Raw genomic sequence first — 26,939 nt, 5'->3', positions numbered from 1 at the left:
GATCCGTTTTCCTTCGGAAAACGGATCTGACCCCCAAGAGCGATTCCAACAGATCGCGCAAATCTGTCGAAGGCGGGGTGGGTCCGGTTGAGGGGGCGTGAGCGCCATGGATGGCGCGACCGAGGCTACATGGACGTATTTACGCCGCCCCCCTCAACCGGACCCACCCCGCCATCCCACGGAATGCACGCAATTGACGTTGCCTTGGCTTGAAGCAGGTGCAGGGCTGCAAGCCCTGCAAACCCAACCCCCTCTTAGTACAGCGTGCGCTCCGGCGCACCGGCCGGCGGCGGGGTGTACTGGTACAGCCAGGTCTCGGTGAGGGTCTTGCCACCACTGCGCAGGAACAGGCGGATGTCGATCTGCTCGGTACTGCCTTCCGGCGGCACCAGGTCGAACATCGCGCGATAGCCGTTGATCTCGCGCAGCGGGCGCGCCGACACGATCTCGACCCGGCCACGGCTGGCTTCCACCACCGCTTCGACCTGGGCCTTGTCGATCAGCCCGGCCAGTTCGCCACCTTCGAAGTCCACCGCGAAGCGCCAGCTGAAGTACTCACGCTTCTTGCCGACCACACCGCCCAGGCCGGTGCGGCTGGCCACGCAGTGCGCCAGCGGCGGGCGCGCCGGCGGTTCGGCGCCCCAGTACAAGCGGTAGCCGACCAGCAGCTCCTGGCCCGGCTGCGGCTTTTCCTTCGGGTTCCAGAACGCCACGATGTTGTCGAACGTCTCGTCCACGGTGGGAATCTCCACCAGCTGCACCGAACCCTCGCCCCATTCGCCCTTCGGCTCCACCCACAGGCACGGGCGCTTCTCGTAGAACACGCCGTCGTCCTGGTAATGGTCGAAATTGCGGTCGCGCTGCAGCAGGCCGAAGCCGCGCGGGTTGCGGTCCACGAACATGTTGAAACGCAGGTTGCGCGGGTTCAGCAGCGGCCGCCAGATCCACTCGCCGGCACCGGTCCACAGCGACAGGCCATCGGTATCGTGGATCTCCGGGCGCCAGTCCCAGCCCATCCGGCGGTCGTTCTCGCCCACCTGGTACATGCTGGTGCACGGGGCGATGCCCAACCGCTCGATCGCCTTGCGCGGGTACAGCGCGCTGTCGATGTCCATCAGCAGCACGTCGCCATTGGTGATCGCGAAGCGATAGGCACCGGCCACGCTGGGCGAATCCAGCAGGCCATAGACCACGATCGTCTCCGAATCGGCCGACGGCTGCTCCAGGTAGTAAGCGATGAAGTCCGGGAATTCCTCCGGCTTGCCCATGCCGGTGTCGATCGCCAGGCCACGCGCGGATTGGCCGTACTGGCCTTCCTTGCCGACGGCGCGGAAGTAGCTGGCGCCAAGGAAGGCGGCGAAGTCGCGGTCGGTGTCCTTGCGGGTGTTCAGGCGGAAGCCGGCGAAACCCAGATCGGCCGGCAGCTCGCCATCCTTGATGCCGCTCTTGCCGTAGTTGAACGCCGCGCCGTCATACGCCAGTTCCTGCGCCTTGCCGTCGACCACGTCGAACATGCGCACCGGCGAATGGAAGTACAGGCCCAGGTGGAAGAACTTCGCCTGGAACTTGCCCGGCTGGTCGGCCCACAGCGCATGGTCCTGGCGGTAGCCGATCGACTGGTACTGGTCCCAGTCCAGGCCTTCCAGGCGGCCCGGCAGCACCCGCTTGTGGCTCTTGTAGGGTGCCTGTGCAAGCGCGCGCGCCTGGCCCTTCAGGGTGGCGAAGTCGAACGGCTGCGGTTGGCCGAGGCGGCGCAGGCCCATCTGGCCGCTCCTGCTGGCCGCGCACGCGGGCAGGGACGGCAGGCCGAATGCAGCCAGGGCGAGGGAGGCATTGCGGATGAAGTCGCGTCGTTGCATGCAGGCGCGTCAGGCACAGAGGGAAGGTCGGCCATGATAGGCAGACAAACGTTAACGGGCAGCGGAGACGCGCCCTGCCCGTTCAGCTGCCGCTGGTCGCCGGCTCAGCGCTGGCAGTGGCTGCACCAGACGCTGGCGCGCTGGCCGATGGTGGCGTGCTTCAGCGCGCGCCCGCAGTTCGGGCACGGCAGCCCGTCGCGGCCGTACACCAGCAGCTCCTGCTCGAAGTAGCCCGGCGCACCGTCGGGGCTGATGAAATCGCGCAGGGTGGTGCCGCCGCGGGTGATGGCGTAGCCCAGGATCTCCTTTACCGCGTCGGCCAGCCGCTGGTAGCGTTCTCGCGAGATCTTTCCTGCCTCGCGCAACGGGCTGATGCCGGCCTTGAACAGGCTCTCGGCGGCGTAGATGTTGCCCACGCCCACCACCACCGCCTGGTCCATCAGGAAGGTCTTCACCGGCGCGCTGCGGCCCCGGCTGCGGTCGAACAGGTAGTCGCCGTCGAACGCGTCGTCCAGTGGCTCCGGGCCCAGCCCCTGCAGCAGCGGGTGGATCTCCCCAGCCGGCTGCCAGAGCAGGCTGCCGAAGCGGCGCGGGTCGTTGAAGCGCAGCAGGCGGCCGTTGTCCAGGCTGATGTCGACGTGGTCATGCGCCCGCAGCGGGGTATCACCGGGCAGCACGCGCAGGCTGCCGGACATGCCCAGGTGCAGCACGGCGCTGCCGATGGCGGTATCCAGCAGCAGGTACTTGGCTCGCCGGCGGATGTCCTCGATGCGCTGCCCCGGCAGCAGCTCGGCCACTTCCGGTGGAATCGGCCAGCGCAGGTCGGCACGGCGCAGGATCACGCCATGCATGCGGCGGCCCTGCAGGTGCGGCGCCAGGCCGCGGCGGGTGGTTTCGACTTCGGGCAGTTCAGGCATGGGGCGATTCTACGCCCGCTCAACGCGGCGGCGCGGACAGCTCGCGGGCATCCAGGAAGCCATCACCGTTGGCATCCTGCTTGTGGAAGCGCTGCACGATCACCTGCCGCTGCTGCTCGCGGCTGATTGCCCTGCCCTTGCCGCCGGGCAGCTCGTCGGCGCTCAGCACGCCATCACCGTTGCGGTCCATGCGATCGAAGGCATACAGCATCCACTGTACGTACTCGGCCTCGCTGACCCTGCCGTCGCCATCGCTGTCCATCCGCTGCAGATAGCTGGCGGTGTCGGTGACCTGGGCCAGCGCCGCACCCGGCAGCAGCGCCGCCAGCAGAAGCCCGTACCCTGCCCTCACGCGCCCACCAGGCTGTAGCCCTTCAACCGTGCGGCGTAGGCCTGCAACGCCGCGATGCCGCTTTCCTCGGCCTCGCGGCACCACGCCTGCAGCTGATGCAGGCGCTCAGCGGCGTCGTGGCCACGGGCTTCCAGCAGCGCAGCCAATCGCCCGCGGTACTCGACCAGGGTGCGGATGCGCGGCCGCTGCGCCACCCATGCGCTGAGCTGGGCGCGGCTGTCCGGCTTCAGCCAGCGGCCATCGTTGACCAGGCCACGGCGCAACCGGCGTGGCAGCAGGCGGCGCAGCTTGGCCCCGGCCTGCGCGGCCTCCTCGCGCAGGGCCGGCATGAACACGTTGCGCTGGTAATCGGTCATTGCCTGGAAGCGATGCGACAGCAGCGCCTTCAGGGTTTCGGCATCGGGCACGGCGATGTTCGGGCGCACGTCCATGGCCGGTGCCACCCGCAGCACCCTGGCCAGTCGCAGCGCCTGCAGCAGGCGGATCGCACTCCAGCCGATGTCGAACTCCCAGCGCCGCATCGCGAAGCGCGCCGAACTGGGGAAGGCATGGTGGTTGTTGTGCAGCTCCTCGCCACCGATCCAGAAGCCCCACGGCGTGAGATTGGTGGAGGTATCGGCCGACTCGTAGTTGCGGTACCCCCACCAGTGGCCCAGGCCATTGACCACGCCCGCCGCCCAGAACGGGATCCACGCCATCTGGATCGCCCACAACGCCACGCCCGGCAGGCCGAACAGCACGCTGTTGATCACCAGCAGCAGCACCGGGCCCAGCGTGGCGTGCGGGGTATACAGGTGGCGCTCGATCGCATCGTCCGGGGTGCCGCGCCCGTACTGTTCGATGTCCGCGCGCATGCCGCGCGCTTCGCGGTACAGCTCCACGCCATGCCAGAACACCTTGCCGATGCCGCGGGTGACCGGGCTGTGCGGATCGTCCTCAGTCTCCACCTTGGCGTGGTGCTTGCGATGGATGGCCACCCACTCGCGGGTGATCATCGACGTGGTCAGCCACAGCCAGAAACGGAACACGTGGGCCAGCGCCGGGTGGAAATCGACCCCGCGATGGGCCTGGCTGCGGTGCAGGTACAGGGTCACCGAGAAGATGGTGATCTGGGTGAAGACCAGCAGCACGCCCAACATGGCCCACCCGCCGAGGCCGAGCACACCACCGGTCAGCAGGGACATCAGGGCATCGGGCATGACAGCTCTCCGTATCGACGCGGGGATGGCAGACATGATGGGCGCTTGCGTTGCAAACTGCATCCCTGCGGCGGTGATTGCCACCGTCATCCGTGGCACCGTTCACAGTTGGGGACCTGAGTTGTCGAGCCTTGATCCACGCGCCAGCACCATGACTGCCGCCCCGCCCGTTGCGGAGCTGCCCCCCTTGATCGAACTGGACCGCGCCACCGTGGTGCGCGGCCAGGTGAAGGTGCTGCACGGGCTCAGCCTGCGCATCGCGCAGGGCCAGCACACCGCCCTGCTCGGCCCCAACGGCTGCGGCAAGTCGACCTTCATCAAGCTGATCACCCGCGAGCTGTACCCGCTGGCGCAGGTCGACGGCTCCGTGGCAGTAAGGGTGCTGGGGCAGAACCGCTGGCAGGTGGACCGGCTGCGATCGCAGCTCGGCATCGTCACCGGCGATCTCAGCAGCAATCTGGCCGACATGCCGGGCCTGACCGTGGAACAGGCAGTGCTGTCCGGCTTCTTCGCCAGCTACGTGGTGCCGGCCTTCCGCGAAGTGACCGCCGATATGCGCGCACGTGTGGGCGAGACACTGGCGATGACCGGCGCCCTGTCCCTGCGCGACCGCGCCTACGCCGAGTTGTCCGCTGGCGAGACCCGCCGCGTGCTGATCGCCCGCGCGCTGGTCAACCGGCCGCAGGCACTGCTGCTGGACGAACCCTCCACCGGGCTGGACCTGGTTGCCCGCGAGCAGCTGGTGGCGACCATGCGGGTGCTGGCGCAGCAGGGCATCACCCTGGTGCTGGTGACCCACCACATCGAAGAGATCATTCCCGAGATCGAGCGCGTGGTGCTGCTGCGCGATGGCCGCGTGCTGGCCGACGGCACCCGCGCCGAGCTGCTGCGCAACGAACCGCTGTCGGCGGTGTTCGGCGGCGCGATCACCGTCTGCGAGCAGGAAGGCCGGCTGACCGCATACGCGGGGTAGTCGGCATGCCTTTGTAGAGCCGAGCCCACGCTCGGCTGCTCCTGATCACGGCAAACGGCAGCCGAGCATGGGCTCGGCTCTACACAAGAAGGTACAGCGGGCCGGATCCCGGCCCGCTGCACGCAACCTCAGAACCGCAACGCCAGCGCGCGCGACTCGATCGGTGCCATCCGGCTCTGGTCCTGCAGCTGCAGGTCACGCAGCTCGTACGGTGCGCCAAAACCGGCCGGCAACGCGGCCTCGCCGAACGGCAGCACCAGCTGGCCAACGCCTGGGCCATCGAACCACGCGGCTGCATGTGCCTGCGCGACCGGCTTCATCCGGCCATCGCGGGCCGTGGCATACAGCGTGCCACGTGCCTCGTAGCGGCCTGCCGCAGCCACCTGCAGCGGCAGCGCCACCTGGCGGCTGGAAGGGTCCGGTGCTGCCTGGCCACTGAAACGCGCGGTCGGCCGTGCCACCGCGAAGGCCACCTTGCCATCGCGCAGCACGCCATCGGCCTGGGCGAACACCTGCAGCTCCCACAGCCCCTGCACGGTGCCGATGTCGGTCGGGATCCGCACCTGCGCGCGCAGGCTGCCATCGGTGGTGCGCAGCAGGCGCTGCGGCCAGCTGTGGCCATCCGGTGCGACCAGCAGGGCTTCCCCCCCCAGGCCGCCACGACGCGATGCCAGCTGCGCGGTGGTGGCGCCGTCTTCCAGCAGGCGTGCCTGCAGCTGCACGTTGCCACCGGCCAGCACCTGCGCCTGGTTGGCCTGCACTTCCAACCGCAGCGGGCTGTTGGGCTCCAGCACCTGCACCACATAGCGGCCCTGCGCCTGCGTGCTCTGCAGGGTGTACGCACCGGCGGCACTGGTCGCGCCGGTGCGCAGCATGCTGCTGCCATCACTCACCGGCATGCCGGCATCCTGCAGCGCGCGCGCATCGACACTGCGGGCCACGCTGCTGCGGCCAGCCGGGTCGCGCACCTGCAGGGTGTTGGCCGGCAGCGCGCGGGCTCCTGCGGCCGGACTCAGCTGGATCACCGCATCGGGCGCCGTCAGCGGCAGGTCCAGGCCGCGCTGCAGCTGCGTGCCATCGACCTGCTGCCAGTAACTGCGGCTGACCGAGGCATATGGCGTGGCCGCCTGCAGCGGCTGTGCCGGGTCCAGCGCCCAGGCAAACGACAACGGCGCGTGTTCGCTTTCATCGGCAGGCAGCGGCGCGGCCACCAATGCGGCAGGCACCTGATCGCCCGCGCGGGCCGCCTGCAGAGGCTGCGCGGCCTGCGCGGCGGAAAGGGACAGTACTGCCAGCACCGCACTGGCCAGCAGGGTGGAATGGGTCGTCATGGTCATCTCCCTCACTGGGTCAGGTCGTTGCGCAGCAGGGTGCCGAGGCCGAAGCACTCGCGCCGGCTCTGGTTGTGGCTGAGTGGTTCTGCGCCCTGGGTGCGCGCTTTGTCGGTGAACCAGGTGGTGCCGGCCGCCTTCTGGCTGCTGCACTCCAGGAAGCCATCGGAGCAGGACGACAACCAGTTCTGGGTGAACTCCAGGCCAACGTTGGCGGCATAGCCACCGCAGTAGCTGTTGCTGTCCCACACCGCCGATTCCACGTCACTGCCGACCACCGCGCGGAACGGCCTGGGCAACGCCGGGCGACCGGCCGTGCCGTACAGGTTCTGCGCGTTGTAGGTGGCCATGCTGGCCACCTGCTGCTGGCGTACCGCGTCGTTCTTGTAGCCCAGCAGCCAGCCCAGTGACGTTTCGAAGGTATTGCCGTTGAGCACCGCATCGGCCAGTGGCGTGCCCGCCGAAGACGGTGCCAGTGCGTTGACCTTGCGCACCGTGCGGATGATCTTCGGATAGCGGCTGTCGTACGTCGGATTGGACAGGATCCAGCGCATCACGTTGCCGCCGTTGGAATGGGTGATCACCACCAGCTGGGTGATGCCACGGCTGTCGATGAAACTGGTCAGCTGGTTGGCCAGGCAGCCGGCGGCCTCCGGTTTCCACATGTACTGGGTGAAGTCACAGTTGATGACCACATAGTTGCTGCTGTTCGGCAGGCCCTGGCGCACGGTGTCGATGATCGCCGGCTGCCAGTAGTCCTGGGTGGCATTGGTCTGCGCGCCGGTGCCATGCACGAAGGCCACGCCGACCACGTCGGCGGCCTGCGCCGGTGCTGCTGCCAGCCCCAGAAGCAGGGCCAGGACGGTACTTCCTGTTGCGGTGCTGCGCATCGCTTCTCTCCCTCTGTCTTCGGATCCCCCCGACCCGGCTGGAACTGGACGGCCCCTGGTGACTGCCGATGTGCCGATGCTCACGGTGCGGCCGCGTGAAAGTCCGTGCGCTGCGCCCGGATTCAGCAGACTGGCACGCTTCGTTGACGTTCTTCATCTCCTGTGATGACCATGCCGGGTCTGGCCGTATGACCGATGGCCACTGCGGTGCCGCATACGGGCTGCGATCATGACGCGGTGTTTTTCCTCCGGAGCCCGTCCATGTCGCTGATTTCCCACCCCGCCCGCCCGCTGCTCGGCCTCGCCGTTGCCGTGGCCCTGGCCGGCTGTGCTGCCACGGCCACCAAACCGACCGCCGTCGAAGCCAACATCACCACCAAGGCCGTGGGCTATCTGGACAAGAGCGCTGTTCCGGCCAGCCTCGATCTGGTGCCGGCACCGCCGGTGGCCGGTTCGGCCGCCCTCGCCCTGGACGAACAGGTCAGCCGTGAAGCCCGCGCGCTGCGTGGCAGCCCGCGCTTCGCCCAGGCCGGCATCGATGCGGAACTCGGCTTCCCCGAAGGTGCAAACCACTTCTCCTGCGCCGCCGACATCGACGTCGATGCGGTGAAGACTCCGGCGCTGTATCGACTGCTGGAGCGCAGCCGGATCGACGCCAGCGCCGCTACCAAGGCAGCCAAGAACCACTACCAGCGCCCGCGCCCGTTCATGGTCAACGGTGAGCCGACCTGCTCGCCGAAGGACGAGGATGGCCTGCGCAAGAATGGTTCCTATCCATCCGGCCACACCTCGATCGGCTGGGCCTGGGCACTGATCCTGTCGGAGATCGTGCCGGACCGCGCCGATGCCATCCAGGCCCGCGGCCGCAACTACGGCGAGAGCCGCCTGGTGTGCAACGTGCACTGGCAGAGCGACATCCTCGAAGGCCGCTTCATGGGTGCCGCCGCCGTGGCCCGCCTGCACGACAACGCCGCGTTCAACAAGGACCTGCTGGCCGCACGCAAGGAGATCGCTGCCGCGCGCAAGGCCGGCCTGCACTCCAGCCGCGACTGCACCACCGAGAACGCGGTACTGAAGGTGCGCCCGCAGAGCGCGCTGTAAGCCATGCCTCTGTAGAGCCGAGCCATGCTCGGCTCATGGCAGTCGAGCATGGCTCGACTCTACAGAAAGCAGGAAACAGAAGGGCCGGCATTGCGCCGGCCCTTCTTCATTGCACTACCGCAGCGACCGCATCAGAACTTCGCGGTGAACTCCACGCCCCAGGTGCGCGGCTCGTTGAGGAAGCCGGTCAGGTTGTTGAAGTCGATCGCACCGACCACGCGGGTCTGGTTGGTCAGGTTGCGGCCGAACACCGCCACGTCGTACTGGCCATACTCCCAGTTGTAGCCCAGGCGCAGGCCGCCTTCCAGCGAACTACGGCCGCGGAACTCCGGCGACTCGTAGATGAAGAAGTTCACCGCGCTGCGGTAGGCCCAGTCGGTGTAGGCGTACAGCTCGCTGCCATCGCTGAGCGGGAAGCCCACGCGCAGGGTCGCGTTGTGGATCCACTTCGGCGCCTGCGGCAGCGGGTTGCCGTTCACCAGCGCGTAGGTCTGGCCGTTGATCACCGTGGTCGGGTCGGTGATGGTGCAGCCGCCGCCGCAGATCGCCACCGCCAGGTTCTTGTCCTTGATCTCGGTGTCGTTGTAGCTGCTGCCAAAGGTCAGCAGGACGTTGTCGGCTAGGTAGGCCTCCAGGTCCAGCTCGACGCCCTGGCCGATGGTCTTGTCGGCGTTGAGCAGGGTGGCGGTGTTGTTGGAGCCGCCCACGGCGATCAGCTGCTGGCCATCGACGTCGTAGCGGAACACGCTCAGGCCCAGGCGCGCGCGGCGCTCGAACAGGTCGGCCTTGATGCCGGCCTCGTACGAGATGACCTTCTCCGAATCGGCCTGCGACAGACCCGGCGCAAAGGCCAGGCGGCCCTGGATCGACGGCGCGCGGAAGCCCTTGGCCACGCGGGCGTAGGCGTTGATGTCGTCGGTGAGCTTGTAGACGCCGCTCAGGTCCCAGCTGACGTCGTTGACGTCGGTGTTGGCCAGGTACGGGCCACTGACTGGGGTGCCGAACGGAACCGCCTGCAGCACGCTGGCGCTGAAGTCCTTCTTGTCCTGGGTGTAGCGCACGCCGGCACGCAGCTTGAAGCGGTCGGTGACGTCGAAGTCACCCGAGGCGAACACTGCCCAGGCCTTGTTGCGCTGGTTCTGCACCACGTGGCCGGTCTGCGGATTGCCCGGGGCCAGCGAGTCGTAGTTGAAGTTGTTGATGGTCACGTCTTCATCGAAGTAGAAGACGCCGGCCTGCCAGTCGAAGCGGCCCCACTCGTTGGACTCGACGCGGAATTCCTGCGTCCACTGGCGATGGTGCGGCAGGCCATCAGCCGACTCCGAGGAGAACGGAATCAGGCCCGGGCCGTAGTTGCCGGCACCGAGGAAGGCCGCACCGTAGCCACCGTCGATGTCACCGCGGTTGAGCGATTCGGCGGTCTCGTAGCCGGTGATCGAGTGCAGGGTCACCGAGCCGAGGTTCCACTGCAGGCGCGCGCTGCCACCCCAGGTCTCCAGGTCGGAGAAGTTGACGCCGTCGTTGGCCACCTTGTCGCGGTCGAAGTTCTCGACCAGCGAATTGCCACCCTTCTGGATGATGTTGGCGCGGAACAGGCGGGCGGTGCCGTTGAGCTTGCGCTTGTGCAGGTTGAACAGCGCTTCGAAGTCATCGCCTTCGTACAGGAACTGCACGCGGCCTGCCGCTTCGTCATACCCTTCGAAGCCGCTGTTGGGCGCGCCCACACGGGTGTTGTCGACCCAGTCGTCACGACGCTGGTAGATCGCCGAGACGCGCGCCGACCAGCGGTCGGTCAGCGGGCCGCCGTAGGCGCCCTGCACGTTCCAGCTGTTGTAGCTGCCGTAGCCGACGCGGATATAGCCGTCGGCATCCTGCGACGGGCGGGCCGAATCGAACTTGACCACGCCGGCCGGCGTGTTGCGGCCGAACAGGGTGCCCTGCGGGCCACGCAGCACTTCCACGTTGGCCAGGTCGAACAGCGGGAAGCCCTTCAGCAGCGGGCTTTCCTGCACGACGTCGTCGTATACCAGCGACACCGGCTGCGAGGCATTGAGATCGAAATCGGTGTTGCCCAGGCCGCGGATGTAGAAGCGCGGGAAGGCACGACCGTAGGACGACTCGATGTTGAGGCTGGGCACGCGTGCGGCCAGGAAGCGGATGTCATCGCCGGCCGAACCGAGCACATCCAGCTTCTCGCCCTGGATCGCGCTGACTGCGACCGGTACGTCCTTGGCGTTCTCGACACGGCGCTGCGCGGTTACCTGCAGGGTGTCGAGGGCGACCGGATCCTTGGCGGCAGGGGTTTCCTGGGCGGCTGCTACCAGCGGCAGCAGGGCGGAAAGAGCGGCAACGAGAGGGCGCGCGACCGGAAGGCGGCCACGGGAAGTGCGGGTCGGGGACATGGCGGTAGGCTGTGTTTGGAGGGGTGGTAAAACGGCGCTACCAGATAATTGTTGCAATACAGCACCTGCCCCGCAAATGCCGGCCGTTCATGGCCCCGTCGCCCTGCCCCCGGGGCGCTCGCTAGACTCGGGGTTTTCCAGCGCCGCGGAGCCGCCGCAATGACCCAGTGGTACTTCCATGCCTCGGCCCAGGCCGACCGAATCGGACCGCTCGATGACCCGGCCGCGCGCCGTTACGCGCAGGCCAACCCGCGCGCGCTGGCCTGGTGCCAGGGCATGAGCGGATGGACCTCGATTGCCGAAGTGCCCGAACTGCAATCCGCGGCCCCCCACACCCCACCCCCGGTCCCCGCCGCCGCCAGCGGCCGCGCCGACGACATCGAATTCCGCATCGTCGGCCATGAAATGCAGTTCGTGGAAATCGAGCTTGATCCCGGCGAGAGCGCCATTGCCGAGGCCGGCGCGCTGATGTTCAAGGACGCCACGGTGCAGATGGATACCGTGTTCGGCGCCGCCAATGGCGACCAGGGCGGCGGCTTCATGGGCAAGGTGATGGCTGCCGGCAAGCGCGTACTGACCGGCGAAAGCCTATTCGCCACCGTCTACACCCAGAGCGGCCATGGCAAGGGCAAGGTCGCCTTCGCTGCGCCCTACCCTGGGACGGTGCTGGCGATGAAACTGGACCAGCACGGCGGCCGCCTGATCTGCCAGAAGGACAGTTTCCTGGCCGGCGCGCGCGGCGTGCAGATCGGCGTGCAGTTCCAGCGCAAGATCATGACCGGCCTGTTCGGGGGCGAGGGTTTCATCATGCAGAAACTGGAGGGCGACGGCTGGGTGTTCATCCACGCCGGCGGCTGCGTGGTGGAGCGCGAGCTGGCCGCCGGCGAACGCCTGGACGTGGATACCGGCTGCGTGGTGGCCTACCACCCGACGGTGGACATGGACGTGCGTCGGGTGGCCGGCATCAAGAGCATGCTGTTCGGCGGCGAAGGGGTGTTCCTGGCCACGTTGACCGGCCCCGGCAAGGTCTGGCTGCAGTCGCTGCCGTTCTCACGCCTGGCCGGCCGCATGTGGATGGCCGCACCGCAGGGAGGCGGCCAGAGCCGCGGCGAAGGCTCGGTGCTGGGCGGCCTGGGCCGGATGCTGGATGGCGACAACCGGTTCTGACCCACGCGCGGTAGTGCCGGCCGCTGGCCGGCAACCTCATGGGCATCTGCCAGCCTCCCTGCTGTTGCCGGCCAGCGGCCGGCACTACCCACCGACGTACCTGAATGCACGGAGCTTCCCACCCTGCCCGCCCCGCCGCGGCTTCGGTATGCTGGCGCCCTTTCCTGAATCCGGCGCCGCGCGCGCACTGCCGATGAGCCTGTTCCGCCCCCGCATGCTGCTGTCCGTCGCCCTGATCGGCCTGCTGGCCGGCTGCGGTGGCGATCCGGTCCGCCCCACGCCACCGCCTGCGCCGACCGTGGTCCCGCAGGCCAAGCCGGTGAAGATCGGCATCGCCCTGGGCGGCGGCGCGGCCAAAGGCTTTGCCCATATCGGCGTGATCAAGATGCTGGAGGCCAACGGCTTCGAGCCAGCCGTGGTCGCCGGCACCAGCGCCGGCAGCGTGGTCGGCGCCCTGTATGCCAGCGGCATGGATGCCTTCCAGATGCAGAGCAAGGCCGTCGCGCTGGACGAAGCCAGCATCCGCGATGTGCGCCTGTTCTCCGGTGGCCTGGTGCAGGGCCAGAAGCTGCAGGACTACGTCAACGAGCAGGTCGCCAACCGTCCCGCCGAGCGCCTGAAGAAGCCGTTCGCCGCCGTCGCCACCCAGCTCGAAACCGGCGAGCGCGCAATCTTCGTGCGCGGCAACGTCGGCCAGGCAGTGCGCGCGTCGAGCAGCATTCCCGGTGTGTTCGAGCCGGTGAAGATCGGCGGCCGCAACTACATCGATGGTGGCGTGGTCAGCCCGGTGCCGGTGGATGCCGCACGCCAGCTCGGCGCCGACTTCGTGATCGCCGTGGACATCTCCAGCAAGGCCAGCGGCAAGGCGCCGACCGACATGCTGGGCATCGTCAACCAGTCCATCTCGATCATGGGCCAGCGCCTGGGCGAGCAGGAACTGGCGCGCGCCGACATCGTCATCCGCCCGAAGGTACTGGACATCGGTGCCGCCGATTTCAGCCAGCGTGGCACCGCGATCCTGGAAGGCGAAAAGGCTGCGATGGCAGCGATGCCGCAGATCCGCGCCAGGATCCAGCAGCTGCAGCGCGCGCGCGCCGCAGCTGCCGCACCGGCACCGGTGGCCGCGCCGAAGTGCGAGGAAGCCTCGCGCCTGGGCAAGCTGATGGGCCGCAAGGACAAGTGCTGATCCATTGAAGCCAGGCCACCGGGCCCGCCCGGTGGTTGCTCAGGACTCCAGCTGCGACAGCGGCAACGCCTGGAAGCCCTTCACCGTGCGCAGCACGAAGCTGGAATTGGCATCGGCCACGCCACCGGCATTGAGCAGCCGGTCCAGCAGGAAGCGCGAGAAGTGCTCCAGGTCGCGCACGTAGACGTGCAGCAGGTAGTCCATGTCACCCGTCAGCGCGTGGCAGGCCACCACCTCGTCCCACGCCTGCACGCTGTCCACGAAGTGGCCGATGGCGGCCTGGTCGTGCTTTTCCAGCTGCACGCGCACGAAGGCCTGCAGGCCCAGCCGCAGCTGCCGTGGCTCCAGCCGCGCGCCATAGCCGACGATCACGCCCTCGCTTTCCAGCCGCTGCAACCGCCGCAGGCAGGCCGAAGGAGAGAGATTCACCCGCGCCGCCAGCTCGGCGTTGGTGGCGCGCCCATCCCGCTGGATTTCGGCCAGCAGGCGTATATCCGTGCGATCGAACTGGACTTCTCCGGCCATTGTTGCCCCGCAACATGGTGAGTACGCAAGGATATTGCGCCAACAAGGCCAATCGGCGCAACTTTTGCAACCCTGTTGCGCGTCCCCTGCCCTAGCATCATGGGTATCCCATCCAGGAGTGCCGCATGGACCTCGCCCAGCCCCGCCGCGTCGAACACCAGCAGACCGACAAGGGCTACGTGCCGGTGTATACCACCGCGCTCGTCGAGCAGCCATGGGACACTTACAGCGCCGACGACCACGCGACCTGGAGCACGCTTTACCAGCGCCAGCGCGAGCTGCTGGTCGGCCGTGCCTGCCAGGAGTTCCTGGATGCGCAGGACGAGATGGGCATGAGCGCACACATGATTCCGCGCTTCGACCAGCTCAACGAAGTGCTCGGCGCCGCCACCGGCTGGACCCTGGTCGGCGTTGAAGGCTTGTTGCCGGAACTGGATTTCTTCGACCATCTGGCCAACCGCCGTTTCCCGGTGACCTGGTGGATCCGTCGCCCGGACCAGATCGACTACATCGCCGAGCCGGACCTGTTCCACGATCTGTTCGGCCACGTACCGCTGCTGATGAACCCGGTGTTCGCCGACTACATGGAGGCATACGGCCGTGGCGGCGTCAAAGCCCACGCGATCGGCCCGGATGCGCTGCAGAACCTGACCCGCCTGTACTGGTACACGGTGGAGTTCGGCCTGATCGATACGCCCGAGGGCCTGCGCATCTACGGTGCCGGCATCGTGTCGTCGAAGGGCGAGTCGCTGTACTCGCTGGAATCGGCCGCGCCCAACCGCATCGGCTTCGACCTGCAGCGGATCATGCGCACGAAGTACCGCATCGATACCTTCCAGAAGACCTACTTCGTCATCGACAGCTTCGAACAGCTCATGCAGGCGACCTCGCCGGACTTCACCCCGATCTACGCGGCACTGGCCAACCAGGCGCATCTGCCGGCCGGTGAAGTGCAGGGCGACGACCGCGTGTTCCAGAAGGGCACCGGCGAAGGCTGGGCCGACGGCGGCGACGTGTAAGCACACAACGCGCACGGCTTTGCACTGAAAACGGCGCACATGGGTGCGCCGTTTTCGTTGTTGCCTGCCTGCGCCACTGCAGCGACGCAGGCGAGGGCAGGGCACTCAGGCGTCCACGGCCCGGCAGGACCCGCGCACCATCAACTGCGGATGCACGCTGGCCGCGGTCGGCGCGTCGGGAACGTCGGCCTGGACAAGCATGGCGGCGGCGGTGCGGCCGATATCGGAGACGTGGCGACGCACCGACGTCAGCGGCGGCCACAGCCGCGATGCCAACGGGCTGTCGTCGTAGCTGACGATCGACAGCTGCTGCGGCACCGCGATGCCTGCACGCAATGCCACCTGGTACACGCCTGCGGCGATTTCGTCGTTGCCGGCGAAAATCGCACTGGGGCGTTGCTCGCCCATCAGCAGCCGTTCGGCGGCATGCACGCCGGACTCGAAGGTGTCGCCCGCTTCCAGCACGCGCTCGCCGGGCAGGGTCAGGCCGACCTGCGCCAGCCGATCAAGGAAACCATGCGTCCGTTCGCGCGCGGCACGCCGGTCACCCGGTCCGGTGATCACCGCGATGTCGCGGTGGCCAAGCGAAAGCAGGTAGCCCGCCGCAGCGGCAGCACCATCGCGGTCATGGGTGACCACGGCATGGTTCTCATCCTCCGAGGCATGCGCGTTGATGCGCACGTAGCGGCAGTCGATGTCATCGAGCATCTGCGCCAGCGCAGCCGATTCGGACGCACGCGGCCCCAGGATCACGCCGTGCAGCTTCTGCTGCTGCACGAAACGGCGCACGCCCTGCGGGCATTCCGGATCCTGGCTGTCGCAGGGGTGCACCACCAGCTCATAGCCAGTGCCGCGCAGCGCGTCCAGCGCGCCGTGCTGCAGGTCGACGATGCATTGGGCACCCGGATCGTCATACACCAGGCCGATCAGGAAGGAGCGGCGGAATGCCAGCCCGCGCGCGAGAGGATCGGGCACGTAACCGACCTCGCGCATCAACGCCTCGACCTTGTCGCGGGTGTCCTTGCGCACCAGCGGCGAGTTGTTGATGATTCTTGAAACCGTTTTCTTGGAAACTCCCGACAGTCGTGCGATGTCGTTGATCGTGGCAGCCTTGCCCTTCGATACCGGCAACGCGGCATCGCTAATAGTTCGCACTGACATGTATAGAACCAGGTAAGTCGGAAAATTCTAGCCTTGCGCCCGTCGGGCGCGAAGTTGCGGAATGTCGCAGCGGATCTGAATCGTGTCGTGTTCGACAGGCTCTGCTGCGCAAGGTTCCATTGTGATCGCTCTACTGCTTCTGCATCTGAACCGTTCTTCCGCGCGTATTCACCCTGGATGTGGACGCGACGCGCGCGAACGCCAACATTCCCTTAACCATGCTCCGCTACATTCGAGGCATGGACCTGCAGACTTCTCCGTTTCCGCCGTTCCGCGGCCGCGACCGGTTGATCGCCGCAGTCGACGCGGCGATGAGCTCCGGTGATCCCGAGCGCATCACGGCCGACCTGCAGCTGGCGCTGCAGGAAGCCATAACCGACAGCCGCATCGAGTTGCCCGAATGCGTGCATCGGCCGGTCAGTGATCATTACGCGCGACGTCCGCTGTACCACAGCCGCGAACACGGCTACAGCGTGATTGCCATGAGCTGGGGCCCAGGGCAGGGCACGCCGCTGCACGACCACGATGCCATGTGGTGTGTGGAGGGCGTGTGGTTGGGCGAGCTGGAGATCACCCGTTACGAGCTGCTGGAGTGCGCCGGCGAGCGCTGGCGCTTCCGCCGCCACGCCGCGCTGCGCGGGGGCTGCGGCAGTGCCGGCAGCCTGATCCCCCCGCATGAGTACCACACCCTGCGCAATGCCAGCGATGAGGCCCTGGCGATCTCGGTACACGTGTACGAGGCGCAGATGGAGCGCTCGGCGGTGTTCGATCCGCTCGGTGGCGACTGGTACCAGCGCCGCATCCAGGCGCTGCAGGCCGACCCGGCCTGAATCCGGCGCGGTGCGGAGCAGGGCACCATCGCGGTCCGCATGGCATCATGCGCCGCTGCGCTGCCGGCACCGGCAGCATCCGCGATGCCCTGGCGGGCAAGGAGCAAGACGATGTCCAGCGCTGATCCGCGCCTGCGCGCGCTGTTGAAGCTGGCACCGGTGATCCCGGTGTACACCCCCGAAGATGTGAATGAAGCGGTCGAAGTAGCCCAGGCACTGTTCCGTGGTGGGCTGCCGGTGATCGAGGTGACCCTGCGCACGCCGCAGGCGCTGGATGCGATCAAGGCCATGGTCGAGGCCGTGCCGGACGCGGTGATCGGTGCCGGCACCGTACTCAACGCCGCGCAGATGCAGGCGGCGAAGCAGGCCGGTGCGCGTTTTGCCGTTTCCCCCGGTGCCACGCCGGCACTGTATGCGGCCGCGCGTGATGCCGATCTGCCGTACCTGCCCGGTGCTGCCACCGCATCGGACCTGATCCAGGGCCTGGAGCACGGCGCGGACACCTTCAAGTTCTTCCCGGCCGTGCAGGCCGGCGGCGCCGCGCTGCTGGCCGCCTGGCACGGCCCGTTCGCCGATGTGCGCTTCTGCCCGACCGGCGGCATCAGCGCGCAGACCGCGCCGCAGTTCCTGCACCTGCCCAACGTGCTGTGCGTGGGCGGTTCGTGGCTGACCACCCCGGCGCTGCTGCAGACCCGCGACTGGGACGCCATCGAGCGCTTGGCCCGCGAGGCCTCGGTGCTGGCCAGCTGAACCTGCTTCGCGGATCTTCAAAGGTTTGATCGTGATCAAAGCGCCGGCCTCGCGCCGGCGTCATTCTGTGGGCAAGCGCACTACGGAGATCCGAACATGAATTCCACCATGAAGGCCGCTGTCGTGCGTGAGTTCGGCAAGCCACTGGTGATCGAGGAAGTCTCGGTACCGCGCCCGGGGGCGGGCGAGGTACTGGTCAAGATCGAGGCTTGTGGCGTCTGCCACACCGACCTGCACGCCGCCGAGGGCGACTGGCCGGTGAAACCGAACCCGCCGTTCATCCCCGGCCACGAGGGCGTGGGGCACGTCGTGGCCGTGGGAGGCGGGGTAGGGCACGTCAAGGAAGGCGACAGGGTCGGCATCCCCTGGTTGTACTCGGCGTGTGGTCATTGCGAACACTGCCTGGGTGGCTGGGAAACGCTGTGCGAGACGCAGCGCAATACCGGCTACTCGGTCAACGGCGGCTTCGCCGAGTACGCACTGGCCGATGCCAACTATGTCGGCCTGCTTCCGAAGGAGGTGGGCTTCGTCGAGATCGCGCCGGTGCTGTGCGCCGGCGTGACCGTCTACAAGGGACTGAAGGTCACCGACACCAAGCCCGGTGACTGGGTGGCGATTTCCGGCATCGGTGGCCTGGGCCACATGGCCGTGCAGTACGCCCGCGCGATGGGCCTGAACGTGGCCGCGGTGGACGTGGACGACACCAAGCTGGCACTGGCCCGCCAGCTGGGCGCGCAGGTCACCGTCAACGCGCGCACCACCGACCCGGCCGCGTTCCTCAGGAAGGAAATCGGCGGCGCCCACGGTGCACTGGTCACCGCAGTGTCACCGAAGGCGTTCGAGCAGGCGCTGGGCATGGTGCGCCGTGGCGGCACTGTCTCGCTCAATGGCCTGCCGCCCGGCAACTTCCCGCTGGACATCTTCGGCATGGTGCTCAACGGCATCACCGTGCGCGGCTCGATCGTCGGTACCCGCCTGGACCTGCAGGAATCGCTGCAGTTCGCCGCCGAGGGCAAGGTCGCGGCCACGGTCAGCACCGACCGCCTGGAAAACATCAACGACGTGTTCGCGCGCATGCATGCGGGCACCATCGAAGGCCGCGTGGTGCTCGACTTCGCTGCCTGACCGCCTGTGCATGGCCGCCGTCGCTCCGTCCCCCTCTCCCACGGACGCGGCGGCCATGCCGATTCATCGGTAGTGCCGGCCGCTGGCCGGCAACGCGGGCACTCTGTGGCCGCCGTACAATGCGCGCATGCCCGCCCTGCTCAAGACCCTGTTCCTGTCCATCGTCGCCCTGATCGGCGGCGTGCTGTCGCTTGCGCTGGTCAGCAGCGTCGCCAGCTGGCTGCCACCGTTGCTGGGCCTGTCGCCGGACAACAACAGCGTGCAGCTGGGCTGGGATCTCACCTTCAGCGTGCTCGGTGGCATCGCCGGGGTTTCCTTTGCCACCTATTACGCGCCCTGCTGGCCGCGATCGCACGGCTTCTCGATCTGGTCGCTGGTCGCGCTGGGCTGTGGCTACGCCATGTGGACGGCGGGTGCGGATTTCCCGTTCTGGTTCGTCATTTCACTGCTGGCGTCGCTGCCGTTGCAACTGCTGGCCGGCTGGTGGTTCGGGCGCCGCCCCTCGCGCGATCAATGACCTGCTTCACCTCCGTGATAGCGTGGTTGTCCACCGGCTTGGCACAGGGACTTCCATCTTCTTGATCAGCGTCGATAGATTGGAGACTAATGGTTTCCATTCCTTGGATATCCATCACTCTGGTCATGCCACTGCTCATATCAAGGAAGGCCAGCCGCGTTGCGGACTCCGCGATTACGGACCCGCATCCCAAGCGGGTTTGATCGCGCCAAAGCTCCACGCAAGGCTCAGTTGCCCGCGAAGTACATACATCACGCCGGATGCTCTCAGCCCAAGAGCTGCCCGCTGATTGCCCCACTGCCGCAGGAATGGCAACGATCAGAAGCGTGAATGCGGAAGTCATCATGCCAATCATCGGCAGCAATGAGGCAATCAGGATGGCGTAGGCAATGGCTCTCTTTCGTGGCGTGAGCTGCCGCTTCTTGGTCAGCTTGGAAGAATCTACTGGCCATTTGAATATCAGCACGACCAGCGCGATACCCACCACAAAGATGATGAAAGGGATTGGATGTTGTTGGAGGAGATAAGGGAACTCGCTTGCTGCGTTCACAAGTGCCGTAGCTCCGAGCTCGAACATTGCATCACGCGTTATCGAGAATCCTTCGCCGGGTATGCCAAGCGCTGCAAGATATGCACTGCGCGCGGTGCTTCCGATCCAATACATTAGAACACCACCGACAGCTGCTATTGACGTCGCTGCAACGGTCAGCTTACCCCAGTCAAGACGCATTGCTTCTCGGACATCACTACCGACAGCTTGTCGTTCCTTCATCACGCTTCGCGCCTGCAGACATGTGTCCTGTAGAGAACGGCAGTTGCTTCCAAAAGTTAAGAGGCAGAAACGACATTGGTGCTTAGCCAGATTTGTCGTCGGAGACGCCAGCGTCGCCTAATCTGCTTTTTCTGCAGCAGACATTCGTTCGCAGTCTTGCGCCTCTCTCGACGTTAGCCATTAAGCGACGGCAGCCTCTGCTTCAACCGCGCGATGCCCTGCCATGGGTCACCCTTCAGCCGCTTGGCGCGCGCCAGCGCCTTGGCCATCGGAAACGCGTCGGCCGCGCTCACCCGGGCCAGTTCTTCCCAGCGCAGCGGCACCGCCACGCCGGCAGCATCGCGCGCGCGCAGCGACCACGAACACACGCTGGTGGCACCGCGTGTGTTGCGCAGCCAATCGATGAAGATCACGCCGCCGCGCTTGGCCTTGCTCATCGTCGCCACGTAGCGATCAGGCTGCTCCAGCGCCATTGCCTGCGCGAACGCCTCGCAGAACGCCTTGGCCTCGTCCCAGCCAGCCTTGGGCTGCAGCGGCACCACCACGTGCACGCCCTTGCCACCGGACAGCCGCACGAAACTCTTCAGGCCGACTTCCTGCAGGCGGTCACGGACATCACGCGCAGCAGCTTTCACCTCTGCCCAACCCACCCCTTCACCGGGATCGAGATCGAACACCAAGCGATCCGGGTGCTCGGGATCGGCCACGGTCGCGCCCCACGGATGCAGCTCCAGGGTGTTCATCTGCACCAGTTGCAGCAGGCCCCGCACATCGTCGATGTAGACGTAGTCCTCGCGGCCGCTCTTCTGCTGAAGGGGCACCGCGTGCACGGCATCGCCCAGGCCGGGGCCATGGTGCTTCTGGAAGAAGCAGGCCTTGCCCACGCCATCCGGGCAGCGCAGCAGTGACAAGGGCCGCCCGGCAATTTCGGGCAGGATCCAGCGCGCCACGCGCTGGTAGTAGGCCGCCACGTCGCCCTTGCTGAGCTTCTGCCTTGGGAACACCACCCGCTCTGGATGGGTGATCTGGACCTCGCCCCCGGCTTCAGCACTCGAGACGGCCACTCCCAGGTCCTCCTTCTGCTTGTCGCTGCGCAGCCGCTTGAAACTGGCCTGGCGCAGCAGGCCTTCCTTGCCCCAGCCACGGAATGCCACCTCCGCCACCGTCACCGGCTTCACCCAGCGCACGCTGGCGGCGCGGAACGGCACGTGCGCCGGCAGCTGCAGCACAGGCGTCTTCACCGCCAACGGCTGCAGCGCCTTGTGCAGCGCGCGCAGGCTTTCGTCGTCGAAGCCGGTGCCAACGCGGCCCACATAGCGCAAGCCGCCCTTGTCCGGCGTCGCCAGCAGCAGCGAGCCGAACCCCACCCGGGAGCCCTTCGGTGCCGTGTAGCCGACAATCGCGAACTCGTCGGTGTCTTCGTGCTTCACCTTCACCCAGCTGCGTGCACGGGTGTTCACGTAGGGCGCATCCACCTGCTTGCTGACGATGCCTTCGAATCCCGCCTTGCCGCTGGCATCGAATACCTGCGGGCCATGGTCGATCACGTGCTCGCTGAAGGCCAGGGTTCCGGGCGTGGGACCGATGAGATCCTTCAGCAGCGCCTTGCGCTCCAGCAGCGGTGAACGACTGATGTCCACGCCGGCCACACCCGGCAGATCGAAAACGATGTAGCGCAACGGTTGCTTCGAACTCCCGTCGATCACGCGCTGCAGCGCGGCGAAGTCGCTGCGTCCATCCCGGTCCAGCACCACCAGCTCACCGTCCAGGCGCGCATCCCGCACCGGCAGTGCCTGCACGGCCTGTACCACCTCGGGGAAATCACCGGTCCAATCCAGGCCGTTGCGGGAGCGCAGCGTCACCTTGCCTTCGTGCAGATCGGCCAGCAAGCGATAGCCATCCCACTTGATCTCATGCAACCAGCGCTCGCCGTCCGGTGCACTGTCGCGATGATCGGTCAACTGTGGCTTGAAAGCACGCGGGTAGGGCGTGTCACGCGCGCCGTCCAGGTTCAGCGCTCGCGCATGCCAACGCGCATCGACCTTGCCGGTCGCCGATCGTGCAGCCGGTGCGGCGCGCGTTGACTTGCCCACCGTGCGCTTGCTCACTGCGGATGTGCGTTTCGGCATGGGGGATTGGAGCAGATCATCTGCTTCGGCATCACGCGCTTCCTCGTCGTCGCGTTTGATCAACAACCACTGTACCTGGCGTCCCTTCATCGCTGTGCGCACCAGCTTCCAGCCGCCAGCCAGGCGTTGCCCATGCAGCACGAAGTCGATCTTTCCCGCTGCCAGTGCCTGCAGTGGATCGCCTTCGCAGGCCCATGTGCCGTGATCGAAGACCTCCACGTGGCCAGCGCCGTAGTGGCCTTCGGGAATATCTCCTTCGAAACCGGCGTAGGACAGCGGATGGTCTTCCACTTCCACGGCCAGCCGCTTGTCACCAACGCGAAGCGAAGGACCCTTCGGCACCGCCCAGCTTTTCAGCACACCGTCCATCTCAAGGCGGAAGTCATAGTGCCGCGAAGTGGCATGGTGCAGCTGTATGACAAAGATCGGCCGCCGCTTCGGGTTGCCGTGTGCGGGCGTGTCGTCAGGTTCCGGTGTCTGCCCGAAGCCACCGCCAAGTCGGCGCTTTCGCCGGTACTGGTGCAACGACATGGCTCAACCTGCCTTGCGCCGTGCAGCGGTTTTCTTTGCGGCCTTCTTCGTTGCCTTCTTTGCGGCCTTCTTTACCGTCGGCTTGGTGGCTGCTTTCCGCGTTGCCATCTTCTTCGCCGGCGTACGCTTGTTCGCGTCCAGGCTCTTCTGCAGCAGCGCCATGAAATCGACCACGTTGGTGGTGGAATCCTCGCGCGGTACAGGCTCATCCTCCACCCGGGTGGTACCGCCCTTGGACTTGATGCGCTTGTTCAGCACCTGCTGCAGGCGCTCGCGGAATTCGTCGTGGTACTGCGACGGATCCCAATCACCGGACATCGACTCGATCAACTGCTCGGCCATCGCCGTTTCCTTGCTGCTGATGCGGTAATCGGCGAGCTTTCCGGTGGGCAGCTTGTAATCTTCGGGATCCACCAGTTCCTGCGGATAGCGCAGGATCATCAGCACCAGCGCGTCCGCATGCGGCATCACCGCGCACAGGTATTCGCGGGTACGCACCACCACCCGGGCGATGCCCACCTTGCCGGTACTGCGCAATGTCTCGCGCAGCAGCACGTAGCCCTTTTCGGCCTTCTTGCCGGGCACCAGCAGGTAGGGTTTCTCGTAGTAGCGCGGGTCGATCTGCGCGGCATCCACGAACGATTCCACCTCCACCGCTTCGTGGCTTTCCGGTGCCGCAGACCGGATATCGCCTTCCTCCAGCACGACATAGCTGCCCTTGTCGTACTCATAGGCTTTGACGATGTCCTTCCATGGCACTTCCTCGCCGGTATCGGCGTTGACCCGCTCGAAGCGGATCGGCTTGCGGTCGCGGGAGTCGAGCATGCGGAACTGCAGATCGACCTTGCGTTCGCCTGACATCAGCGACACCGGCACGTTGAGCAGGCCAAACGACAGCGTGCCGGTCCAGATCGGGCGGGCCATGGGCGTACCTTTGGCGGGGCAGGGCATCCAGCATCGGATGGGCGGTGTAAACCACCCGTGTCGATACCGTGCACGTCAGGTGGCGCGACCACTTGGCTGTAGAGCCGAGCCCACGCTCGGCTGCTTCAAGTGCCCGCCACTACTGCAGCAACGGCCTCACCGCCACCGCAGGAATATGATCCAGCGCGCGCCAGGCGTCTTCCACCACCGGCCGTGCCTGCGACCAGCTCAACCGCGACTGCCCGCGCATCTGTTCCCAGTGTTCGGCCAGTTCCTCACAGGTATCCGCGGCGTCACCGCGCGGCCAGTCCGCAGCGTGGGTGGTCAATGCGAAGGCATAGACCGGGCATAGATCGCGCCAGTTGCGGTGGTTCTGCCCGCGACGCTCTTCATAGTCGCTGAGCATGTACTGCAGGTAGTCCTGCGCCACCGCCTGCGGATCTTCATGGCGGCGCGTGCGGCGTTGTGCGGTGCGCTGGCCGAGCGGATCGAGCAGGGCGTTGAACACGGACGGTGCGGGTCGTTCAAGACGGGGCATGGCCGGCTCCTGCAGCGGGGGCGGGTGGGCAGGAATACGCGCGGTGCTGTTACCGGGGGGTGAGCGAGATGTTCATGACGCCGGGTTCGCGGCGGCTTTACCTGTGGCGCGGTGTAGTGGGAGCCCCGAGCGCAGGTAGCCAGACCATGAGCCGAGAGAATTCCCGAGACCCGTTGCGGGAAAACCACCCGCCCATTCCCGGTGAACAGCGCGGCAAGCGCGATGCCGACAATGCCGACTACCGCGGCACCGGCGCACCTTTCTACGACGCCGAGCACGGTGGCGACCATCTGCCGGTGAAGCACGAGGCTGAACAGGCCGCCCAGGACCGCAAGGATGGCGGCGACCGCCATCGCGGCGGCCAGGAAAGCCCGCTCAAGCGTCGCGAACGCAAGCAGCGCGCCAGCGACAACCAGGACGAGGCGCTGGAGGAGACCTTCCCGGCCAGCGACCCGACCTCGCCGTTCGTACCGGCCAAGGCGCCCGACTGACGGGTAGTGCCGGCCCCTGGCCGGCAACCCCCTGACGCCCTGTACGGCGCGATGCCGGCCAGGGCTCCGATTTACGGGTAGTGCCGGCCGCTGGCCGGCAGCCTTCTGACGTCCTGCACGGCGGGATGCCGGCCAGCGGCCGGCACTACCCAGTCAACGCCAGGACCATTGCAGGCCCACGCTGGCCCGGCGCCCGGGTCCCGGTTCGTAGAAGCGCCCGTTGCCGTCGTTGACGATCACCGAGCCGATGTAGGCCTGGTCCAGCACGTTCTCCAGCCGGGCGAAGGCGCGCAGCTCGCCACCTGGCAGTGTCCAGAAACGACCGGCCTCCAGGTTCAGCAACGCGTAGCCCGGCGCCCGCTCCGTGGCCACGTCGTTGACCAGGGTATCGGTGCTGGCGGCGGCCTCCAGCGCCCACTGCCAGTCGGCCGGGGTCCACTGCAGCCGGGCAAATGCCTGCTGGCGCGGTACGCCGGGCAAGCGGCTGCCGGCGGAAACCCAGGTGTTCGAGGTCAGGTACGGCGCACGCACCTGCGCCTGCAGCCAGGTCCAGGCCACCTGCAGTTCCAACTGTTCTGCCAACGGCTGCCGGTAGCGCAGTTCCACGCCCTGGCGGCGGGTGCGGCCGATGTTGCGATAGGTGCTGCGTCCGCCGATGTTGCTGGCAACTGCCAACTCATCGTCGGTATCTGCGCGGAACAGGCTGATATCGAACTGGGTTCCGGCCTGTGCATGCCATTTGCTGCCCACCTCCAGGCTGCGGCTGCGCGCCGCCGCCAGATCCAGCGCCAGTCCCGCCTGCCCGTCGGCGCGATACCCCAGCTCGTTGAAGGTGGGCGTCTCGAAGCCACGGCCCACCGCCGCGTGCAGTCGCCACTGCGGGCTGGCCGCGAAGCTGATTCCGGCCACCGGCGTGGTGGCCCGGTAGCGGCGGTGGCCGCTGTCGTCCGGGTTGCGGGCGGTGATGTAGTGATCGTCGGATTCGAAGCGCACGGCGCTGTGACGCACGCCAGCCAGCAATGACCAGCGTGGACTCCACTGCCACCACGCCTGGGCGAACTGATCGACGTTCTGCACGGTGTCGATCTGGTCTCTGCGCAGCCGCCCACGCACGCCGAGAGCGCTGCCGATGAAGTTCTCGTAGCCGGTGCGATGCTGGCGCTGGCGGTCGGCGCTGAGCCCGGCCACCAGATCCAGCGGTCGGCCGGCGAGGTCGCCGTGCCAGCCCCAGCGCGCGTCCAGCCCGCCATAGCCGCCCTCCAGGTCGATCACCCCGCCGGCATGCAACGGGCTGTTGGTCTGAGCTGCCGGCGGGATCGGCAGGTACTGGCGTACCGCGCGCTGGCCGACATAGCCCATCAGCTGCCAACGCTGCGCCCCGGTTTCACGGGTCCAGCGCAGGCCAGCCTGCTGCTGGCGCACCGATTTACGGGTGTTGTACTGGTGCGCCACGGCGGTGGCCTGGCGCGGATCGGCCGCCACCTGGGTACGGCTCAGGCCCAGCGGGTCCTGCGCATCGGGGGCATCGAAGGCATTGAGCAGCAGCTCCAGCCGCCCCCCGCCGAGATCGCCACCGATACGCGCAGCGAGCGATTCGCGGCGGGCACGGCTGTGGTCGCGCCAGCCATCGGTGCGGAAGTGATTGGCGGCGATGTTGTAATCCAGAACACGGCCGGCACCCTTCAGTTGCGCGCCGACGCTGAGCGTGTTGTCGGCACCCGCGTTGACGCGCAGCCGCCACGGGTCGCCGGCCTGGCCCTGTGCGCTCCAGACCTGCAGCACGCCGCCGGAGGAATTGCCGTACAGCGCCGAGAACGGCCCGCGCAGCACGTCGATCCGTTCGGCACCGAGCAGGCTGGCATGCGACAGCTGGCCCTGTCCGTCGGGCATGGTCGCCGGCACCCCGTCGATCAACACCCGCACCCCACGCACACCGAAGGTCGAGCGCGCACCAAAGCCACGGATCGACAGCTGGGTGTCCTGCGCGAAGTTCTGGCGGTCACGGGCGACCAGGCCCGGGACCCCGGCCAGCGCCTCGGACAGCTGTGCGCCGGCGCCGGCGCGGCCGGCGTCGATCCAGACCGTGTCCAGGCTGGCCGGCAACGCGAACGGGTCGATGCCCGGCACCCGCGCTGCCTGCACCTGCACGCTGGGCAGGGCGGTCGGTGCGGGCCCGGCCACGGCCGCCCAGGGCGACAGCAGCAGGATGGACAACGGCAGGCAATGGCGACGTGCGGCGGGATTCATGAT

General features: G+C 67.2%; 24 protein-coding genes. 10 read left to right on the top strand and 14 right to left on the bottom strand.

Annotated features, from left to right (window positions below):
• Window positions 1-254: 254 nt before the first annotated feature.
• The 4 genes from HMPREF3114_RS01620 to HMPREF3114_RS01605 all read right to left on the bottom strand — a co-directional run bounded on the left by HMPREF3114_RS01620 (window position 255) and on the right by HMPREF3114_RS01605 (window position 4,327).
• Window positions 255-1,859, bottom strand: coding sequence for an OpgD/OpgG family glucan biosynthesis protein (locus HMPREF3114_RS01620; protein ID WP_053496703.1), 1,605 nt, complete (start codon window positions 1,857-1,859; stop codon window positions 255-257).
• Window positions 1,860-1,963: 104 nt separating this feature from the next.
• A complete protein-coding gene (mutM, locus tag HMPREF3114_RS01615) occupies window positions 1,964-2,776 on the bottom strand; it encodes a bifunctional DNA-formamidopyrimidine glycosylase/DNA-(apurinic or apyrimidinic site) lyase (RefSeq protein ID WP_053496704.1) in 813 nt (270 codons plus the stop codon).
• A gap of 19 nt (window positions 2,777-2,795) precedes the next feature.
• Complete coding sequence (locus tag HMPREF3114_RS01610) at window positions 2,796-3,128, bottom strand: EF-hand domain-containing protein (protein WP_053496705.1); 333 nt, start codon at window positions 3,126-3,128, stop codon at window positions 2,796-2,798.
• Window positions 3,125-4,327, bottom strand: coding sequence for a DesA family fatty acid desaturase (locus HMPREF3114_RS01605; RefSeq protein ID WP_053496706.1), 1,203 nt, complete (start codon window positions 4,325-4,327; stop codon window positions 3,125-3,127). The genes HMPREF3114_RS01610 and HMPREF3114_RS01605 overlap by 4 nt, the downstream gene beginning before the upstream one ends.
• 151 nt (window positions 4,328-4,478) lie before the next feature.
• On the opposite strand from HMPREF3114_RS01605, the gene HMPREF3114_RS01600 reads away from it, so the two are divergent.
• Window positions 4,479-5,300 carry an ABC transporter ATP-binding protein gene (locus HMPREF3114_RS01600; protein WP_053496707.1) on the top strand — a complete coding sequence of 274 codons (822 nt, stop codon included), beginning with the start codon at window positions 4,479-4,481 and terminating at the stop codon, window positions 5,298-5,300.
• Between the two features lie 128 nt (window positions 5,301-5,428).
• On the opposite strand, the gene HMPREF3114_RS01595 is transcribed toward HMPREF3114_RS01600, so the two are convergent.
• Window positions 5,429-6,631 carry a DUF4785 domain-containing protein gene (locus tag HMPREF3114_RS01595; protein ID WP_070488848.1) on the bottom strand — a complete coding sequence of 401 codons (1,203 nt, stop codon included), beginning with the start codon at window positions 6,629-6,631 and terminating at the stop codon, window positions 5,429-5,431.
• Window positions 6,632-6,642: 11 nt separating this feature from the next.
• Window positions 6,643-7,521 (bottom strand): hypothetical protein, encoded by an 879-nt coding sequence (locus tag HMPREF3114_RS01590; protein WP_070488845.1) that lies wholly within the window; start codon window positions 7,519-7,521, stop codon window positions 6,643-6,645.
• 261 nt (window positions 7,522-7,782) lie between these two features.
• On the opposite strand from HMPREF3114_RS01590, the gene HMPREF3114_RS01585 reads away from it, so the two are divergent.
• Window positions 7,783-8,622, top strand: coding sequence for an acid phosphatase (locus HMPREF3114_RS01585; protein ID WP_005421113.1), 840 nt, complete (start codon window positions 7,783-7,785; stop codon window positions 8,620-8,622).
• Window positions 8,623-8,753: 131 nt separating this feature from the next.
• Here HMPREF3114_RS01585 and HMPREF3114_RS01580 read toward each other — a convergent pair whose 3' ends face one another.
• On the bottom strand, window positions 8,754-11,024 hold the full coding sequence (locus HMPREF3114_RS01580) for a TonB-dependent receptor (protein ID WP_053496709.1): 2,271 nt from the start codon (window positions 11,022-11,024) through the stop codon (window positions 8,754-8,756).
• Between the two features lie 159 nt (window positions 11,025-11,183).
• On the opposite strand from HMPREF3114_RS01580, the gene HMPREF3114_RS01575 reads away from it, so the two are divergent.
• Both HMPREF3114_RS01575 and HMPREF3114_RS01570 read left to right on the top strand, forming a co-directional pair.
• Window positions 11,184-12,191, top strand: a complete 1,008-nt coding sequence (locus HMPREF3114_RS01575; protein ID WP_070488842.1) for a TIGR00266 family protein — start codon at window positions 11,184-11,186, stop codon at window positions 12,189-12,191.
• A 193-nt stretch (window positions 12,192-12,384) separates the two neighbouring features.
• Complete coding sequence (locus HMPREF3114_RS01570; RefSeq protein ID WP_053496711.1) at window positions 12,385-13,377, top strand: patatin-like phospholipase family protein; 993 nt, start codon at window positions 12,385-12,387, stop codon at window positions 13,375-13,377.
• A 39-nt stretch (window positions 13,378-13,416) separates the two neighbouring features.
• Here HMPREF3114_RS01570 and HMPREF3114_RS01565 read toward each other — a convergent pair whose 3' ends face one another.
• Entirely contained in the window at window positions 13,417-13,902 is a 486-nt protein-coding gene (locus HMPREF3114_RS01565) for an Lrp/AsnC family transcriptional regulator (RefSeq protein WP_005411782.1), read from the bottom strand.
• Between the two features lie 125 nt (window positions 13,903-14,027).
• Here HMPREF3114_RS01565 and phhA point away from each other — a divergent pair, with 125 nt between their 5' ends.
• On the top strand, window positions 14,028-14,921 hold the full coding sequence (gene phhA / locus HMPREF3114_RS01560) for a phenylalanine 4-monooxygenase (protein ID WP_053496712.1): 894 nt from the start codon (window positions 14,028-14,030) through the stop codon (window positions 14,919-14,921).
• 105 nt (window positions 14,922-15,026) lie between these two features.
• On the opposite strand, the gene HMPREF3114_RS01555 is transcribed toward phhA, so the two are convergent.
• The gene (locus HMPREF3114_RS01555) at window positions 15,027-16,082 is read right to left on the bottom strand and encodes a LacI family DNA-binding transcriptional regulator (RefSeq protein ID WP_053496713.1); all 1,056 of its coding nucleotides are present in this window, start codon (window positions 16,080-16,082) and stop codon (window positions 15,027-15,029) included.
• Window positions 16,083-16,321: 239 nt separating this feature from the next.
• Here HMPREF3114_RS01555 and HMPREF3114_RS01550 point away from each other — a divergent pair, with 239 nt between their 5' ends.
• From HMPREF3114_RS01550 to HMPREF3114_RS01535, 4 genes are all read left to right on the top strand, one after another.
• A complete protein-coding gene (locus tag HMPREF3114_RS01550; RefSeq protein ID WP_053496714.1) occupies window positions 16,322-16,912 on the top strand; it encodes a cysteine dioxygenase family protein in 591 nt (196 codons plus the stop codon).
• 111 nt (window positions 16,913-17,023) lie between these two features.
• Window positions 17,024-17,662: a bifunctional 4-hydroxy-2-oxoglutarate aldolase/2-dehydro-3-deoxy-phosphogluconate aldolase gene (gene eda, locus HMPREF3114_RS01545; RefSeq protein WP_065186797.1), complete on the top strand. Its 639-nt coding sequence runs from the start codon at window positions 17,024-17,026 to the stop codon at window positions 17,660-17,662.
• 96 nt (window positions 17,663-17,758) lie between these two features.
• Window positions 17,759-18,787, top strand: a complete 1,029-nt coding sequence (gene adhP, locus HMPREF3114_RS01540) for an alcohol dehydrogenase AdhP (RefSeq protein ID WP_053496716.1) — start codon at window positions 17,759-17,761, stop codon at window positions 18,785-18,787.
• A gap of 127 nt (window positions 18,788-18,914) precedes the next feature.
• The gene (locus HMPREF3114_RS01535) at window positions 18,915-19,304 is read left to right on the top strand and encodes a hypothetical protein (protein ID WP_070488839.1); all 390 of its coding nucleotides are present in this window, start codon (window positions 18,915-18,917) and stop codon (window positions 19,302-19,304) included.
• Here the strand turns inward: HMPREF3114_RS01535 and HMPREF3114_RS20840 are convergent.
• The 4 genes from HMPREF3114_RS20840 to HMPREF3114_RS01520 form a co-directional block, all read right to left on the bottom strand.
• Window positions 19,225-20,076 (bottom strand): hypothetical protein, encoded by an 852-nt coding sequence (locus tag HMPREF3114_RS20840; RefSeq protein WP_141750765.1) that lies wholly within the window; start codon window positions 20,074-20,076, stop codon window positions 19,225-19,227. The genes HMPREF3114_RS01535 and HMPREF3114_RS20840 overlap by 80 nt on opposite strands.
• 173 nt (window positions 20,077-20,249) lie before the next feature.
• Complete coding sequence (gene ligD, locus HMPREF3114_RS01530) at window positions 20,250-22,736, bottom strand: DNA ligase D (protein WP_070488836.1); 2,487 nt, start codon at window positions 22,734-22,736, stop codon at window positions 20,250-20,252.
• Between the two features lie 3 nt (window positions 22,737-22,739).
• Window positions 22,740-23,660, bottom strand: a complete 921-nt coding sequence (locus tag HMPREF3114_RS01525; RefSeq protein WP_070488833.1) for a non-homologous end joining protein Ku — start codon at window positions 23,658-23,660, stop codon at window positions 22,740-22,742.
• 139 nt (window positions 23,661-23,799) lie between these two features.
• Complete coding sequence (locus tag HMPREF3114_RS01520; RefSeq protein WP_049413394.1) at window positions 23,800-24,198, bottom strand: hypothetical protein; 399 nt, start codon at window positions 24,196-24,198, stop codon at window positions 23,800-23,802.
• 146 nt (window positions 24,199-24,344) lie between these two features.
• Here HMPREF3114_RS01520 and HMPREF3114_RS01515 point away from each other — a divergent pair, with 146 nt between their 5' ends.
• A complete protein-coding gene (locus HMPREF3114_RS01515) occupies window positions 24,345-24,689 on the top strand; it encodes a hypothetical protein (protein WP_053496719.1) in 345 nt (114 codons plus the stop codon).
• A 153-nt stretch (window positions 24,690-24,842) separates the two neighbouring features.
• On the opposite strand, the gene HMPREF3114_RS01510 is transcribed toward HMPREF3114_RS01515, so the two are convergent.
• Window positions 24,843-26,936 (bottom strand): TonB-dependent receptor family protein, encoded by a 2,094-nt coding sequence (locus HMPREF3114_RS01510; protein WP_070488830.1) that lies wholly within the window; start codon window positions 26,934-26,936, stop codon window positions 24,843-24,845.
• Between the last annotated feature and the right edge of the window lie 3 nt (window positions 26,937-26,939).

This window comes from Stenotrophomonas sp. HMSC10F07 (assembly GCF_001807895.1).
GTDB lineage: Bacteria > Pseudomonadota > Gammaproteobacteria > Xanthomonadales > Xanthomonadaceae > Stenotrophomonas > Stenotrophomonas sepilia.
Note: the sequence above shows the minus strand (reverse complement) of the source record. Positions and strands in the feature narration are given on the sequence as shown.